Origin of the sequence: Acinetobacter sp. YH16056_T (genome assembly GCF_024605895.1) — a bacterium.
GTDB lineage: Bacteria > Pseudomonadota > Gammaproteobacteria > Pseudomonadales > Moraxellaceae > Acinetobacter > Acinetobacter amyesii.
The window spans coordinates 2028029-2042350 of the sequence record NZ_CP094545.1 but is presented as its reverse complement, the minus strand read 5'-3'; the positions used below and the strand labels follow the sequence as shown (position 1 = coordinate 2042350).

The 14322-nt window shown below is 41.4% G+C and carries 18 protein-coding genes; all 18 read left to right on the top strand.

The annotated features are described in order from the left end of the window. The first annotated feature begins 10 nt into the window (after positions 1-10). The 18 genes from MST17_RS10170 to MST17_RS10085 all read left to right on the top strand — a co-directional run bounded on the left by MST17_RS10170 (position 11) and on the right by MST17_RS10085 (position 14318). Complete coding sequence (locus MST17_RS10170; RefSeq protein WP_078188958.1) at positions 11-793, top strand: ParA family protein; 783 nt, start codon at positions 11-13, stop codon at positions 791-793. Next, the gene (locus MST17_RS10165) at positions 790-1677 is read left to right on the top strand and encodes a ParB/RepB/Spo0J family partition protein (RefSeq protein WP_111885065.1); all 888 of its coding nucleotides are present in this window, start codon (positions 790-792) and stop codon (positions 1675-1677) included. Before MST17_RS10170 ends, MST17_RS10165 begins: the two co-directional genes overlap by 4 nt. Before the next feature lie 31 nt (positions 1678-1708). After that, positions 1709-2350, top strand: coding sequence for a MotA/TolQ/ExbB proton channel family protein (locus MST17_RS10160; protein ID WP_180026940.1), 642 nt, complete (start codon positions 1709-1711; stop codon positions 2348-2350). Between the two features lie 13 nt (positions 2351-2363). Then, the gene (locus MST17_RS10155) at positions 2364-2786 is read left to right on the top strand and encodes a biopolymer transporter ExbD (protein ID WP_180010301.1); all 423 of its coding nucleotides are present in this window, start codon (positions 2364-2366) and stop codon (positions 2784-2786) included. Further along, positions 2786-4513 (top strand): lipid A export permease/ATP-binding protein MsbA, encoded by a 1728-nt coding sequence (gene msbA / locus MST17_RS10150; protein WP_180007340.1) that lies wholly within the window; start codon positions 2786-2788, stop codon positions 4511-4513. Before MST17_RS10155 ends, msbA begins: the two co-directional genes overlap by 1 nt. A 3-nt stretch (positions 4514-4516) precedes the next feature. Continuing rightward, positions 4517-5530 (top strand): tetraacyldisaccharide 4'-kinase, encoded by a 1014-nt coding sequence (gene lpxK / locus MST17_RS10145; RefSeq protein WP_180026941.1) that lies wholly within the window; start codon positions 4517-4519, stop codon positions 5528-5530. A 3-nt stretch (positions 5531-5533) separates the two neighbouring features. Continuing rightward, entirely contained in the window at positions 5534-6295 is a 762-nt protein-coding gene (gene kdsB / locus MST17_RS10140) for a 3-deoxy-manno-octulosonate cytidylyltransferase (RefSeq protein ID WP_180026942.1), read from the top strand. 13 nt (positions 6296-6308) lie between these two features. Further along, positions 6309-7292 carry a DNA polymerase III subunit delta' gene (locus tag MST17_RS10135; RefSeq protein WP_180010303.1) on the top strand — a complete coding sequence of 328 codons (984 nt, stop codon included), beginning with the start codon at positions 6309-6311 and terminating at the stop codon, positions 7290-7292. Positions 7293-7307: 15 nt separating this feature from the next. Beyond that, positions 7308-7649 carry a PilZ domain-containing protein gene (locus MST17_RS10130; protein WP_111885061.1) on the top strand — a complete coding sequence of 114 codons (342 nt, stop codon included), beginning with the start codon at positions 7308-7310 and terminating at the stop codon, positions 7647-7649. A gap of 31 nt (positions 7650-7680) precedes the next feature. Next, a complete protein-coding gene (locus tag MST17_RS10125) occupies positions 7681-8454 on the top strand; it encodes a TatD family hydrolase (protein ID WP_168378895.1) in 774 nt (257 codons plus the stop codon). A gap of 42 nt (positions 8455-8496) precedes the next feature. Beyond that, a complete protein-coding gene (locus tag MST17_RS10120; protein ID WP_168378896.1) occupies positions 8497-9111 on the top strand; it encodes a TetR/AcrR family transcriptional regulator in 615 nt (204 codons plus the stop codon). Positions 9112-9120: 9 nt separating this feature from the next. After that, the gene (locus tag MST17_RS10115) at positions 9121-9678 is read left to right on the top strand and encodes a type II secretion system protein (protein WP_180010304.1); all 558 of its coding nucleotides are present in this window, start codon (positions 9121-9123) and stop codon (positions 9676-9678) included. Beyond that, the gene (gene gspI / locus MST17_RS10110) at positions 9668-10060 is read left to right on the top strand and encodes a type II secretion system minor pseudopilin GspI (RefSeq protein WP_078188947.1); all 393 of its coding nucleotides are present in this window, start codon (positions 9668-9670) and stop codon (positions 10058-10060) included. Before MST17_RS10115 ends, gspI begins: the two co-directional genes overlap by 11 nt. Positions 10061-10106: 46 nt before the next feature. Continuing rightward, positions 10107-10736, top strand: a complete 630-nt coding sequence (gene gspJ / locus MST17_RS10105) for a type II secretion system minor pseudopilin GspJ (protein ID WP_111885090.1) — start codon at positions 10107-10109, stop codon at positions 10734-10736. Positions 10737-10775: 39 nt separating this feature from the next. Further along, positions 10776-11723: a type II secretion system minor pseudopilin GspK gene (gene gspK / locus MST17_RS10100; RefSeq protein ID WP_180026943.1), complete on the top strand. Its 948-nt coding sequence runs from the start codon at positions 10776-10778 to the stop codon at positions 11721-11723. 130 nt (positions 11724-11853) lie between these two features. After that, positions 11854-12450 carry a 6-carboxytetrahydropterin synthase gene (locus MST17_RS10095; RefSeq protein WP_180007335.1) on the top strand — a complete coding sequence of 199 codons (597 nt, stop codon included), beginning with the start codon at positions 11854-11856 and terminating at the stop codon, positions 12448-12450. 36 nt (positions 12451-12486) lie between these two features. Then, positions 12487-13200: a uracil-DNA glycosylase gene (gene ung / locus MST17_RS10090; RefSeq protein ID WP_180026951.1), complete on the top strand. Its 714-nt coding sequence runs from the start codon at positions 12487-12489 to the stop codon at positions 13198-13200. Next, positions 13197-14318 carry an enoyl-CoA hydratase/isomerase family protein gene (locus MST17_RS10085; protein ID WP_180026944.1) on the top strand — a complete coding sequence of 374 codons (1122 nt, stop codon included), beginning with the start codon at positions 13197-13199 and terminating at the stop codon, positions 14316-14318. The genes ung and MST17_RS10085 overlap by 4 nt, the downstream gene beginning before the upstream one ends. Positions 14319-14322 lie beyond the last annotated feature (4 nt).

Sequence of the window (14322 nt, the reverse complement as noted above, 5' to 3'; positions counted from 1 at the left end):
TGGGGTTACCATGGCTCAAATTATTGCGATTGCAAACCAAAAGGGTGGCGTAGGTAAAACCACAACGGCTGTGAACTTGGCTGCATCTTTAGCCATATTAAAAAAACGAGTTTTACTTGTGGACATGGATTCACAAGGCAATGCCACGATGGGTTCGGGCATTCAAAAAAATGATTTGTTGTATTCAGTCACGGATGTCTTACTTGGTGAAGTGCCGATTGAAACCGCTATTTATAAAGCGGAAGTGGGCTATAAAGTTTTAGGTGCAAACCGTGACTTAGCCGGCGTTGAACTGGCGATTGCGGATCAAGACGGTCGTGAGTTTATTTTGCGTGAAGCGTTGGCAAGCGTTGAAAAAGACTTCGACTATATTATTGTCGATTGTGCACCAAGTTTAAGTTTGATCACTGTCAATGCCCTTGCAGCGGTACGTGCGGTGCTGATTCCAATGCAGTGTGAATATTATGCCTTGGAAGGTTTGGCTGACTTAACCCAAACCATTGACCGTATTCAGCAAGCTTTAAACCCAGATCTAGAGATCGTGGGTGTGCTTCGTACCATGTACGATGCGCGTAATGCCTTAACACGTGATGTGTCTGCTGAGCTTGAACAATACTTCGGTCAGAAACTTTATGACACGGTCATTCCGCGTAATATTCGTTTGGCTGAAGCGCCTGCGCACGGTTTGCCAGTGATTTATTTTGAAAAAAGCTCGAAGGGTGCAGTTGCTTATTTGAACTTGGCAGCTGAGATGTTAAAAAAAACCAAAGTAAAAAAAGGAACTAAAGCATGACCGTAAAAAAACGCGGACTGGCTAAAGGTCGTGGTCTGGATGCCTTACTCGGCTCAATCCAAAAAGAAAAACTACAGCTCGAAGCAAAAGCTTTAGATCATGGACAGTTAAAACAAATTGATGTGCATTTATTGAAACGCGGCGAGTATCAACCGCGTCGTTTCATTAAAGAACAAGATTTACAAGAACTTGCTGCATCGATTGAAAAGCATGGTGTCATGCAACCAATCGTCATTCGTCCTGTCGAAGATGAAAAGCATCCCTACGAAATTATTGCAGGTGAGCGTCGTTGGCGTGCGGCTCAGCTTGCAGGTTTAACCGAAGTTCCAGCCATTGTTCGTGACTTGAGTGACCAAGTGGCAATTGCCTTGGCGTTGATTGAAAACATTCAACGTCAAGATTTGAACCCAATCGATCAAGCCATGGCTTTACAACGCTTCCATGACGAATTTGGTTTAAGTCATCAAGAGATTGCCGATACGGTTGGTAAAGCACGTACCACGATTAGTAACTTGCTACGCCTCTTGTCTTTAGCGGATCAAGTCAAAGACTTTATGCAGCAAGGTTTGCTCGATATGGGGCATGCACGTGCGATCTTGACGTTAAAAGCCAAAGATCAGCTTAAAGTTGCTGAAATGGTGATTGAAAAAAGTATGTCTGTACGTCAAACCGAACAATTTGTTCGTGATTTGAATGCACCAAAACAACAAAAAGCTAAACCAATTGTTTCATCAGACATTCAACAACTGACACAACGTCTCTCTGATCGTTTCAGTGCAGACGTGAAAATTGATCATAATAAACAAGGGAAAGGCAAGCTGGTGATTAGCTACCATACTCTTGAAGAGCTAGATGGCATTTTAAATATTTGTCTAGCTGAATAATTTTTAAATTCGATTTATTGGGGAAAATCAAATGTGGGAATTAGTCAAAGCGGGCGGGTGGTTAATGATCCCGCTCGTCATTTGTTCGATCTTTACGGTAGCCATTACCATTGAGCGCTTTATTCGTTTAAAGAAATCAATGGTGTTGCCAAAAGACTTGATGATGAATGTAAACACATCGGTGAAAGATGTGGTGCAGCAGCTAAAGCAAAGTCCAAGTTTACAGCAAAGTACATTGGGTCGTGTATTGGGCGCAGGTTACGCTAGTAAAGATCAAAACGAGCAATATGCACGTGCGCAAATGGAAGTCACAGCGTCACAAGAAATTGGTTATTTAGAAAAAAATATCAACTTTTTGGGCACCTTAAGCGCTGTTGCACCGTTACTAGGTTTGTTGGGTACGGTGATCGGTATCATTGAAGCATTCTTAATGATTGATATTGGTACTAATAGTGATCCAGTGTTAATGATGCCGGGTATTTCAAAAGCCTTGATTACCACTGCTGCAGGTATGTTAATTGCTGTGCCTGCATTATTTGCGCATCGTTATTTCCAACGTTTGGTTCAGGAATATGTGGCTGAGTTAGAACAGCAGTCGACATTGTTTCATGCCGCTTTGTTTTATAAAAAAACACCTGAAGTAGAAAGTCAGGACATTCAGAAAGCCAGCTGAGTGGAGACTGCGCATGAAATTTAAACGTCGTCAGGTTGAAGATATTCATATCAACCTCACACCGATGATTGACTGTTTGATGTTTATTTTGGTGTTCTTGTTGCTCTCGACTACCTTTAATCAGATGAGTCGAATGAACCTCACTTTGCCAGATGCACAAGGTGTTCCACCTAAAAACTATGATCAAAAAATTGAAGTTGTGGTGGATTCATCAGGCCATTATTCTGTCAATGGTCAGTCATTGGCCAGTAAAGAAGTTTCTGATTTGAATACTGCAATTAAACAGACAGCCAATGATCGTCGTGATTTAATGTTTGTGATTGCCGCAGATGCAAAAGCAACACATCAAGATGTGATTCGGGTGATGGATGTTGCAGGTCAACTTGGATTTGTGAATGTCAACATCAGTACTAAAGTTCCAACTCGAGGTTATTAGTGAAGCACGATTTTAAGGTCTATTTACGCCTATTAAGTTATTTAAAACCTTTTTGGGGAATCGGCCTGCTGGTTTTGCTTGGTTTCGGTATTAATGCTGCGACAGAAGTTTCTGTCGCAAAATTATTGGAACGCATTATTGAAGCCATTCAAAACAAAGATCAAAGCTTTACAACCTTATTTCCACTCTTGGTGGTTTTATTGATGTTCTTCCGTGGACTCGGTTTGTTCATGGGGGGATACTTTACCGCAGTGATTTCTCGAAACTTAATCTTTAATATTCGTCAGCAAGTGTTCGCAAAACTCATGCGTTTGCCTTCGCAATATTATTTAGATAATTCGAGCGGTCATATCACTGCAAAAATTATGTATAACGTTGAACAGTTGACGGCAGCATCATCTGAGTCACTGAAAACGATTGTACAACAGGGTCTGATTACCATCGCATTATTGGGTTATTTGCTGTATACCAACTGGCGTTTAACTCTATGTATTTTAATTTTTGGCCCAATTATTGGGCTGATCATTCGTAAAGCGTCGAAACGCATGCGTAAATTATCCATGCAAGTACAAAGTACCATGGGTGACGTTAACCATGTGGTGCAAGAGACAGTACAAGGCAACCTAGTGGTGAAGGGCTTTGCAGGGCAAGATTATGAACAAAAACGTTTTTATGAAAGCTCAATGGAGAACTTACGCCGCGGCTTAAAAATGGTTGTGGTGCAGCAACTCAATAGCCCAATTGTTCAGCTGATTATGTCGATCGCGCTCAGTATCGTGATGTATATCGCGCTACGCCCAGAGATTCTACAAGATACAACAGCAGGTGAGTTTGTAGCGTATATCACTGCCGCAGGTATGCTGAGTAAGCCGATTAAAACCTTAACGGATGTCAATGAAAAACTACAACGAGGCATGGCAGCAGCTTATTCAGTTTTTGAATTGCTTGATATGCCTGAAGAAGTAAATAACGGCACGCTTAAGCCTGCTTTGAAAGGTGATGTCGAATTTAAAAATGTTAATTTGATCTATGCCGATGGTCACCATGCGATTCATGACTTCAATTTAAAAGTGAATGCAGGGCAAACTGTTGCATTGGTTGGGCGTTCAGGTGCAGGTAAAACCTCACTGGTCAATCTGTTGGTGCGTTACCAAGAGGTATCCTCAGGCCAATTGTTGCTTGATCAGCATGATATTCACGACATAGAGCTCAATAGCTTGCGTACTCAGATTTCGATGGTCAATCAGCAAGTGGTTTTGTTTAACCGTACAGTGCGTGAAAATATTGCTTATGGTCAGCTCGAGCATGCAACAGATGAACAAGTCATTGCTGCTGCTAAAGCTGCATTTGCACATGATTTTATTATGGATTTACCGCAAGGTTATGACACACCATTGGGTGCCCAAGGTTTAAATCTATCAGGTGGTCAACGTCAACGGATTGCGATTGCACGTGCCATTTTGAAAAATGCACCGATCTTAATTTTAGATGAAGCGACCAGTGCGCTGGATAATGAATCTGAATTTTTTATTCAGCAAGCATTTGACGCTGCGATGCAAGATCGTACCACGATCGTGATTGCGCATCGTTTATCGACCATTGAAAATGCAGACTGTATTGTAGTGATGGATAAAGGGCGTATTATTGAACAAGGTTCTCATACGGAATTGATGGCACAACGTGGTGCATATTACCAACTTCATCAGCGTAATTTTGAGGAAAATTAAGACATGTCTTTTGCACAATTGATTCAGGATGCTTGGAATGAACAGGCAAAGTGGCTCATTGTGTTTAGACCTTTGTCATGGCTTTATCGTGGCGGCTTTTTACTTAATAAAAAACTCTATCAATCAGGTATTAAGCAAAGCTATAAAGCGCCTATTCCAGTCATGGTCATTGGAAATATCACAGTGGGTGGGAGTGGCAAAACCCCCTTGCTCATTCACTTGGTCAGTTATTTAAATAGCTTAAACCTGCGTGTTGGTGTGATCAGTCGTGGCTATGGTGGTCAAGGACCATTTCCGGCCTATGTGGATTTAGACTCGACGGCTGAAATCGTGGGTGATGAACCGAGCTTAATCGTTCAGTCTACAGGTGTGCCAATGGCGGTCGGTCCAAATCGCCAGCAAAGTATTGAGCTGCTACTATCCAAGCATGAATTGGATTTGATCATCTGTGATGATGGTTTGCAGCATTGGGCGCTTCAACGTCAGTTGGAGTGGATCGTGTTGGATAATAACCGTGGTTTAGGCAATGAAAAATTATTACCCGAAGGTTATTTGCGTGAACCGAAAAAGCGCCTTGCCAGTGGAACGGTCATTGAGCATTCAGCAGATCCAAGTTCTCCACTGAATATGCACCTAGAAGCGGCGCAGCCTTATTTGCTCAATAAAGATCTTGTGACGACATTTGATGCAAATAAAGATTTTTATGCCGTAGTGGGTATCGGTTTTCCGCAACGATTTTATAAAACCCTAGAAAACATGGGGATTCATCAATTTCAATGTCATGAATTCCCAGATCATTATGAATATGAACTGAGTGATTTGCAGTTTGAAGATGCCAATCCCATCATTACTACTGAAAAAGATGCAGTTAAAATTTTAGCGATCCTCAAAAATAATCCAGATTTTAAAAGAGAAATATGGGTTGTTCCTGTAGATGCAGTGTTGTCACCTGCGTGTTATGAAACTTTGCATGCACAGTTGAAACAACTGGGTCTGAAACTTCCCGAAGGCATTTAATTTATGAAACATATTGTTATTCCTGCACGTTTTTCAAGTTCACGTTTACCAGGTAAGCCATTGCTTGAAATTCATGGCCGTCCGATGATTTTACGTGTGGTCGATCAAGCCAAAAAAGTTGCAGGATTCGATGATCTTTGTGTTGCTACAGATGATGAACGTATTGCCGCAGTGTGTCGTGCGGAAGGGGTTGATGTGGTATTGACCTCTGCAGAGCATCCATCTGGGACAGATCGTTTAAGTGAAGTTGCGCGTATCAAAGGTTGGGCAAGTGATGACATTATTGTCAATGTGCAAGGTGATGAACCTTTGCTTCCCGCTCAATTGGTAAAACAAGTTGCACAATTACTTGTAGATCAGCCGACATGTTCGATGTCGACACTCTGCGAGCCGATTCATAGTCTAGAAGAATTTCAACGTGACAGCATTGTCAAAGTGGTGATGTCAAAGCACAATCAAGCGCTTTATTTCAGTCGTGCGACTATTCCTTATGACCGAGACGGTGCAAAGCAAGCTGAAAAAACCTTGCATGATCAAGCTTTTCGTCATTTAGGACTTTATGCATACCGCGTAAAACTCCTTCAAGAATATGTCACTTGGGATATGGGTGTACTAGAAAAATTAGAAAGCCTTGAACAATTACGCGTTTTGGAAAATGGTCACCGTATTGCCATTGCTGTGGCAGAAGCGAACCTACCACCGGGCGTAGATACTCAAGCTGACCTTGATCGTTTGAACCAAATGGATGTTTCAAACTTCGAATAAGGTTTAACGATTTATGCAAAATGACATTGTGGCGCAAGTGTACCCTTGGCAGCAAAATACATGGAATACATTAACCAGCCGTTTTCCACAACTGGGACATGGCGTGCTTTTGTATGGCAAAAAAGGCTGTGGTAAAGAGGCATTTGCAAAACAATTTCTTGCTTGGGTGCTGTGTCAAAAACGTGATGAGCGAACTGAGCCATGTGGTGAGTGTGGGAGTTGCCAGTGGTTAAAGTCAGATACACATCCAAATTTTGTCCATATCAGTACAGATGAAGACAATAAAAAGCAAAACGCCAAAATTAAAATCGAGAAAATTCGTGATTTATTGCCTTTTGTACAGCAAACCGTAGACGGTTGGCGAGTTGTGTTGATTGAGCCTGCTGAAGCATTAAACATTGCATCATCAAATGCATTGCTGAAAACATTGGAAGAGCCGGGCGAGCGGATTGTGATTATGTTATTGGCAGAGCATTATTTGAAATTGCCGGCAACCATTCGCAGTCGAATGCAGCACTATGCATTGGATCGTATTGAACCGGAACAATCACAGCAATATTTACAGCAGCATTTGCCCGATAGTGGTGAAACCCAGCGCAAAGTTCTCATGAACTTAGCTAGTCAAATGCCATTACAAGCGATTTCATTGGCAAGTAGTGAATGGCTAAATATGCGCCAAGAGTTTCTACAAGATTGGCAAAAACTTGTGACACAAAAAAATATGCCGATGGCAATTGCGACCAAGTGGAATAAAGCTCTGAGTTTTAGTGATTTTAGTCAAATGTTTGAATACTTGTTGTCCGATATAATTTGTGTCAAGCTAAATCAATCCATAAAAAATATAGATTTGGATTTTGGGGTGTTGGCAGAGCAATATTCGCTCGAAACACTCTTTGGGATTTATACAGAATTACAGCAGTCTAAGCAGTTCATTGAGCAGAACGTACAGGGGAATCTGGTCGTAGATGAGCTTTGCATCAAACTGATGAATGTTTAATTAAGGGGAAACATCATGCAACCACGTATGGGCGGGATCGTTCACGCTAATATTCCAGATGTGGAAACACTTTTTGCGAGCTACATGCCTTATGTCGTTGGTGGCGGTTTATTTGTACCATCAAAGCAAGCTGTGAAAATGGGTGATGAGGTTTTCTTATTGGCGACTTTGCCTGAACAAAGTATAAAAATTCCTTTGACAGGGAAAGTGATTTGGATTTCGCAAAAGCAAAATGGCATTAAACCACAAGGCTTTGGAATTCAATTAAGCGGCGAAAAAGGCGTTTATTTCAAAACAGAAGCAGAACGTTTACTTGCAGGGCTTAAATCTGAGGGGCGTAGAAGTTACACTATGTAGTTACAACAGTGAAGACTTGTAGGTACATATTGTGTTTGTAGATACCCATTGCCATTTAACCATGCTTGACTTAAGCCCTTATGAGGGTAATTTAGATCTTGCATTGGATCAGGCTCGTCAAGCCGGGGTCTCAAAATTTATGAGTATCTCGGTTGATCTAGATGACCATATCGAACTTTCAAAAATTGCATCACGTCATGCTGATGTGGGTTATTCCGTTGGGGTTCACCCATGTGAAGATCCTGCAACGATGGCTCGGGCAACAGAAGAATATCTCATTGAATTAGCACAACCTGAAAAGGTTTGGGCGATTGGTGAAACAGGGCTGGACTATTTTCATAGTACAGACTTTATTGCAGAGCAAAAAGAATGCTTTGCCCGCCATATTCACGCATCACAAGCTGTAAAAAAACCAGTGGTTGTTCATACCCGTTCTGCAAAGCATGATACGGTGGATATTATCCGTGCAGAGAAATCCACTCACGGTATTTTGCATTGTTTTACTGAAGATTGGGAAACGGCAAAAGCGGTCTTAGATTGCGGTTATTACGTGTCATTTTCAGGCATTGTTTCTTTTAAAAATGCACAAGATTTGCGTGATGTGGCCAAGCAAGTGCCACTGGATCGCGTGCTCATTGAAACAGATAGTCCATATCTTGCACCGATGCCCTATAGAGGAAAGTCTAATGAACCAAAATACGTTCCTTATGTAGCCAAAGCCTTAAGTGATGTATATGATAAGTCAATTGAAGAGATGGCTTTCATTACAATGCAAAACTTTGAAAATCTCCTCAATCTTAAGTAAATAATTTGAATTGATATAAGAGTAAGAGAGTATAGGGTGAAGATGGATCGTCAAGCTCAGTTTAGAGCAAGAGAGGCATTAATTTTCCAAGTGGCAGAGCAGCTGCTATTGGAAAATGGCGAAGCAGGGATGACACTAGATGCGCTAGCGGCAGAACTCGACTTGGCAAAAGGGACGTTATATAAACATTTTCAAAGTAAAGATGAACTATATATGTTGCTCATTATTCGTAATGAACGCATGTTATTGGAAATGATTAAAGACACCGATAAAGCTTTTCCTGAACACCTTGCTTTCTTTATGTTGCATCACTTACATCACCCAGAACGTACAGTGTTGTTTCACCAAATTGAAGAGCGTTTATCGACAACGGGTGTGGGTATTCAGCACTTGTTTAGTGAACTATATCAAGTGCGCAAACAACGCCTACGATTGATCATTCGTATGACTGAGCGTTATTTGGAGTCGATTCAAAGTAGCATGCCAGTACGTGATTATCTTGCTTCGATTTGGTCACTTACACATGGCGCCGCAGCAATTTTGAACTCTAGTTTTTATCAGCGTTATTTGGGTTCAAGAGACACCTTGCGGGTTGCTTATATTGATCAAGCCTTGGCCTTACCAAAACAAGTGCATGCGGTTGCTCAATTCGCTTAAAGGCTGCTTATGAAAAGTGCATCACCATCATCGGTTCGTGGATTCACCCTCGTAGAATTGATGGTGGTGATTGTGATTATGGGCATCATGGCCTCATTGGTGCTTTTAAATATCGGTGGGACAGATCAACGCAAAGCCATGCAGGCACGTGAAGTGTTTGTAATGGATCTGAAACGAATTTTACGCGATGCAAATGATCAAGCTTTGATATTGGCCTTACAGCAAAACGCTGGAACGGATGTCAACACGCAAAGCTATGCGGTACAAGAATATTTACCAGAACAAAAACGTGTAGAAAATAGTATTTTAAATCAGAATAATAAATGGCAAAACTATAAAGATTTTGAAACCCGAGTATTACCTGAAAATGTCTCTTTTACGATTCAGCCTTTAGATCAGCAGTATGCAAATGCCAATAATGATGATTTGTTAAATACCAATGCACCCAAGTTGATTTGGTTGGGCAATGGTGAGGTAAAGCCTGTGCGTATACAGTTTTATTTTGAAGAACGTCCCATTGGTAATGAAATCGAAATCGATCATTTAGGGAAAGTTAATGCGGGCTAAAGGGTTTACACTACTTGAAGTCATGGTGGCATTGGCGATTTTTGCGACTGCGGCAATGGCTTTGTCTAATGTTGCGATGCAATATACACAGTCGACAGCACACGCAATTTTAAGAAATAAAGCACAATTTGTCGCGTTGAATGAAATCGCTAAGATGGAAATCAATCGTGAATGGATGACGGGTACTGCATCTAAACAAGTCACTGAACAAGGCGAACAATGGCAAATTGACAAAAAAGCCCAAGCCACCATTAGTCCAAATGTACAACGGATTGATATCCAAGTGAGTTTGATGAATGCTGAAACAGGCGATGTTGAAGCAGGGATTAGCAGTTTGGTGTTCTTTAACTATAAGGCTCCGTTGGATGAAAATAATAACTAGAAAAAAACGTACATCTCAAGATATGCCTGTGCTTGTACAGCAAGGAATGAAGAATCAAGCAGGATTTACCTTAGTTGAGCTTTTGGTTGCGATTGCTATTTTCGCAGTGCTGTCTGCTTTGGGTTGGAAGGTTTTTGATTATGTCTCGAAAGTGAAGGAACGAAACGCAACCCATGAGGCAAGGCTTAGTCAGTTGCAAGATGCCCATCAGCAAATTCTCAGAGACACAGTACAAGCTGTGCCCTTAACTGCCAATATTAATGGAGATATTCAACCAGCGTTAGTATTGCAAAATGGCCGATTTAATTTCAGTAAGACAGGTGTCACTGATCCATTAAATCAGGGCATTGCACCTGACGAGCGAGTGGAATATCAATACAAAGCTGATGAAAAAAAATTGTATCGGCTAAAATTTAAAAATCTCAACCAAACGGGGCATGATCAGCCAGATTCGAGTGTTTTACTGGATAATGTTGAACAATATAAAATCACGGTACTCAATCCAAATGAGTTAGAGAATTGGCCAGATGCTGCCGCTGATTTGAATAATGAAAAAACCATACAACTGTTACCGCGGGGTATCAGGATGCAGCTCACAGTTGATGGGACAAACTACGAATGGTTATTCAGTTTGTTAAATACTGATTTTTTATTGGATAAAAATAAGAATGGTTAGCGGTCAGGTAGTAGAGTCATTTGAAGTTCGGAGTTGCGTATGAAACAGCAACGTGGTATCGCTTTGTTAACTATCCTGATGATGGTAGCTTTGGCAACCATAGTTGCAGCAGGTATCGCAAAACAACAAGCCCATACTTCTGAAAATACCGCTTATGTGATGCGCCAAAATCAGTCGTTGTTATATGCGAAAAGTGCCGAAGCATTTTTTGCTGAACTTTTAGTAAATGATGCCGAAAATGCAGGGCAGGTGGATCACCTCCAAGAAAATTGGGCTCAGCCTATGCCCGCCTTTCCAGTGGAAGGTGGAACTGTTGCAGGTGTGCTGCAAGACGAATCTGGAAAATTTAACCTCAATAGTTTGGTTTCAGAAGAGGGTGTGGTAAATGACAAAGCAAAGCTATGGTTTGAAAAAATATTGCAGCGTGTTGGTTTACCCGCAGAATTAAGTCAAGCCGTGATTGATTGGCAAGATGAAGATGATGAGACTTCTGGCCCGATGGGGGCAGAGCTGGCGTACTATCGTGGTTTAAATAATGCGGCATTACCGCCAAATGCAAAATTTCATAGTGTGGAAGAACTGAAATCAGTCCGTGGTTTTGAAGGTGCTCAATATAAACTGATTGCGCCCTATGTGAGTAGCTTGCCCTCGCATGAAACAACAGTAAACATTAATACTGCTCCTGCATTTTTGTTAGCGACCTTGGATGATCGTTTAGATGTCAATGCAGTCGAACAAGCTTTGCAACAAAAAGCTGCCAAATTTGAACATTTCGAAAATATCAATGATTTATGGGCAATGGAGCCATTTGCACAGGTGAGCACAGAAAATCGAGAAGTTTTAAATTCACAATTGGGTGTGCAGTCGAACTATTTTAAAGCGCAAATTGAAATTATTTTAAATGAAAGAAAGCGTCAATTTACCAGTGAGTTAGTGCGAAAAGATAAAGATGTATATGTGGCTTTTCGCAGTATGGCACCATTTTAGGTCTTAAAGGTCGCTAAATTTTCATGATGCCTTTTCCCAATTGTGCTGAATAGCAAAATTAATGCCTCTTGTTAGACTTTTGCATTATAATCTCTAAGAACCCATAGATTATTTGATTGCATTACGACACATGTTAATTCGTAAGTTATTTAAGTTTGAAAACGCGCATATCGTGCGTAATTGCACGTCAGACCGTTGCAAACGTTCCATTCATGGACACAGTTATAAAGTCGAACTATTACTTAAAGCGTCGAAACTTGACCATGGACAAATGGTTTACGATTTCGGTTTGCTCAAAGGGGTAATTAAAGACTTATTTGACAGTTTTGATCACGCGATTTGTTTTTGGCAACATGATGATGCCGAGTACATTCGTGCCTGCAAGCAGTTCAGCGCACGTTGGGTTCAACTACCCGTATCGCCTTCAGCAGAACAGTTTTCACGGATCTTCTTTTACTTGGCACAACAAGTTCTAAAATCAACAGAAACTCAAAATGGTGAGGGTGATGTTGAAGTGTATTCTGTGATCGTACATGAGACGGACACAGGCTATGCGCAAAGCTTTTTAGAAGATATCGACAACGCACAAATGGGGCTGTTGCAGTTAGATCAAATCGTCTTTTCCGAACAGGTTCAGTCGGAATGGAACGATCCCCAGATGTATGAAAAATTAAAACAGGGTCAAAAATTTTTAAACCCTGCAGTTGATTTACAAGTTAAAATTTAAGTAAATATTTGGTTTTATTAGGATTAGTTAACAGTGATGTCTTTAACAGAAGAGCAACAAGCAAAACTCGCTAAAGTGCAGCTTGATGCTAGCTGGAAATATGGTCTAAGTGAGTTTCTGCTTAGCCCCCGCATGGATGAGTTAAAAGACTTTCTGATACAACAAATGAAACAGGATAAAGTGATTTATCCTCCGAATCCGCTGATTTTTAATGCCTTAAATACGACGCCTATGGCGAATGTAAAGGTGGTGATTTTAGGCCAAGACCCTTATCATGGGCCAAATCAGGCACATGGCTTGAGTTTTTCGGTACAAAAGGGGGTTGCATTACCACCTTCTTTACGTAATATTTTCCATGAGTTAAATACCGACCTTGGGGTGCCTGTGTCAAAACATGGGGACTTAACACGCTGGGCAGAACAAGGTGTTTTGCTTTTAAATGCGGTACTGACTGTTGAGGCTGGGCAACCAACTTCACATCAAAAACGTGGCTGGGAAGATTTTACAGACCATGTGATTGATGTTTTAAATGAGCAACGTGAGCATATTGTCTTTATTTTATGGGGGGCATATGCACAGCGTAAGGGACAACGCATTGACCAAAATAAGCACTTGGTGCTAAAAGCCGCGCATCCATCACCTTTGGCTGCAAACCGCGGTGGTTTTTTTGGTTGTAAGGTGTTCTCAAAAAGTAATAATTATCTTAAACAAAATGGCATTGAGCCAATAGACTGGCAGCTGGACGCATGACTTATTCTCCCGTTTCAAAAAATTATCACCCAGATCTGATTGTGGAAGAAGCGAAAAAGGGCTGGCGCATTGTTCGCCTGAATCGCCCAAAATCGCTTCATGCATTAGATGAATCTATCTGTACAGCATTGCTTGAAGTCTTTCAGGACTTTCAACATGATGATGCTGTTAAAGCGATTTGGTTGGATTCCACTACGCCGAAAGCATTTTGTGCAGGTGGCGATGTACGCAAATTGCGACAATTGGTGGTCAATGATGAAGTTGAAACGGCGAATAAATTCTTTGAACAAGAATATGCCCTAGATTTGCTGCTGCATAACTATGCAAAGCCGATTTTGGTTTGGGGCGAAGGTTATGTCATGGGTGGTGGTTTAGGTCTATTTATGGCCGCACCTTTCCGTTTGGTGACACCTTATTCGCGTTTAGCAATGCCTGAAATTAATATCGGTTTGTATCCAGATGTAGGTGCGACGCGTTTCCTAGCTGACCGTGGTGCTATTGGTTTGTTTACGGGATTAACAGGCTCGATTATGACCGCAGCAGGTGCTTATGGTATCGGCTGGGCAACGCATATTTGTGATGCTCAGCGTGATAACGTACTTGAAACTGTCATCAATATTGATTGGGATCATTATCCAGCGGGCGATTTCCGTGCCATTGATGACACTTTAAATAGTATGCATCGTCCTGTGGGGCCGGGCCCATTACAAAATTCATTAGATGTGATTCAGAGTGTGTGCCGTGGGCACAATTTTGAACATGACTATGAATCAATTATTGGTTTAAGCGATGCACGCAGTGATTGGCTACGCCAAGCCAGTGAAAATCTGCAAAAAGGTTCACCTGCAACCGCAGCATTAACATGGTTATTGTGGCAGTGGGGGAAAAAAGTGCATTCTTGGAATGAAGTGTTTGAACTAGAAACTCAAATTTCAGAGTGGAAAATTCGTCATGCGGACTTTGTGGAAGGTGTGCGTGCACGTCTTGTTGATAAAGACCTGTCCCCAGAGTGGAAAAAAGGTACAGACCTTTCCCTTAAAGGGATTTTGGCTGACGATCCTCCTGTAACCAATATTGACAGTTGGAATGCACTGTTAAGACAGTATGGTGTAATTTAGTTAA

Excerpts from the sequence above, each read along its gene's own strand:
- MST17_RS10170 (WP_078188958.1), top strand. The coding sequence starts at position 11 with ATGGCTCAAATTATTGCGATTGCAAACCAAAAGGGTGGCGTAGGTAAA.
- MST17_RS10165 (WP_111885065.1), top strand. The coding sequence starts at position 790 with ATGACCGTAAAAAAACGCGGACTGGCTAAAGGTCGTGGTCTGGATGCC.
- MST17_RS10160 (WP_180026940.1), top strand. The coding sequence starts at position 1,709 with ATGTGGGAATTAGTCAAAGCGGGCGGGTGGTTAATGATCCCGCTCGTC.
- MST17_RS10155 (WP_180010301.1), top strand. The coding sequence starts at position 2,364 with ATGAAATTTAAACGTCGTCAGGTTGAAGATATTCATATCAACCTCACA.
- lpxK (WP_180026941.1), top strand. The coding sequence starts at position 4,517 with ATGTCTTTTGCACAATTGATTCAGGATGCTTGGAATGAACAGGCAAAG.
- kdsB (WP_180026942.1), top strand. The coding sequence starts at position 5,534 with ATGAAACATATTGTTATTCCTGCACGTTTTTCAAGTTCACGTTTACCA.
- MST17_RS10135 (WP_180010303.1), top strand. The coding sequence starts at position 6,309 with ATGCAAAATGACATTGTGGCGCAAGTGTACCCTTGGCAGCAAAATACA.
- MST17_RS10130 (WP_111885061.1), top strand. The coding sequence starts at position 7,308 with ATGCAACCACGTATGGGCGGGATCGTTCACGCTAATATTCCAGATGTG.
- MST17_RS10120 (WP_168378896.1), top strand. The coding sequence starts at position 8,497 with ATGGATCGTCAAGCTCAGTTTAGAGCAAGAGAGGCATTAATTTTCCAA.
- MST17_RS10115 (WP_180010304.1), top strand. The coding sequence starts at position 9,121 with ATGAAAAGTGCATCACCATCATCGGTTCGTGGATTCACCCTCGTAGAA.
- gspI (WP_078188947.1), top strand. The coding sequence starts at position 9,668 with ATGCGGGCTAAAGGGTTTACACTACTTGAAGTCATGGTGGCATTGGCG.
- gspJ (WP_111885090.1), top strand. The coding sequence starts at position 10,107 with ATGAAGAATCAAGCAGGATTTACCTTAGTTGAGCTTTTGGTTGCGATT.
- gspK (WP_180026943.1), top strand. The coding sequence starts at position 10,776 with ATGAAACAGCAACGTGGTATCGCTTTGTTAACTATCCTGATGATGGTA.
- MST17_RS10095 (WP_180007335.1), top strand. The coding sequence starts at position 11,854 with ATGTTAATTCGTAAGTTATTTAAGTTTGAAAACGCGCATATCGTGCGT.
- ung (WP_180026951.1), top strand. The coding sequence starts at position 12,487 with ATGTCTTTAACAGAAGAGCAACAAGCAAAACTCGCTAAAGTGCAGCTT.
- MST17_RS10085 (WP_180026944.1), top strand. The coding sequence starts at position 13,197 with ATGACTTATTCTCCCGTTTCAAAAAATTATCACCCAGATCTGATTGTG.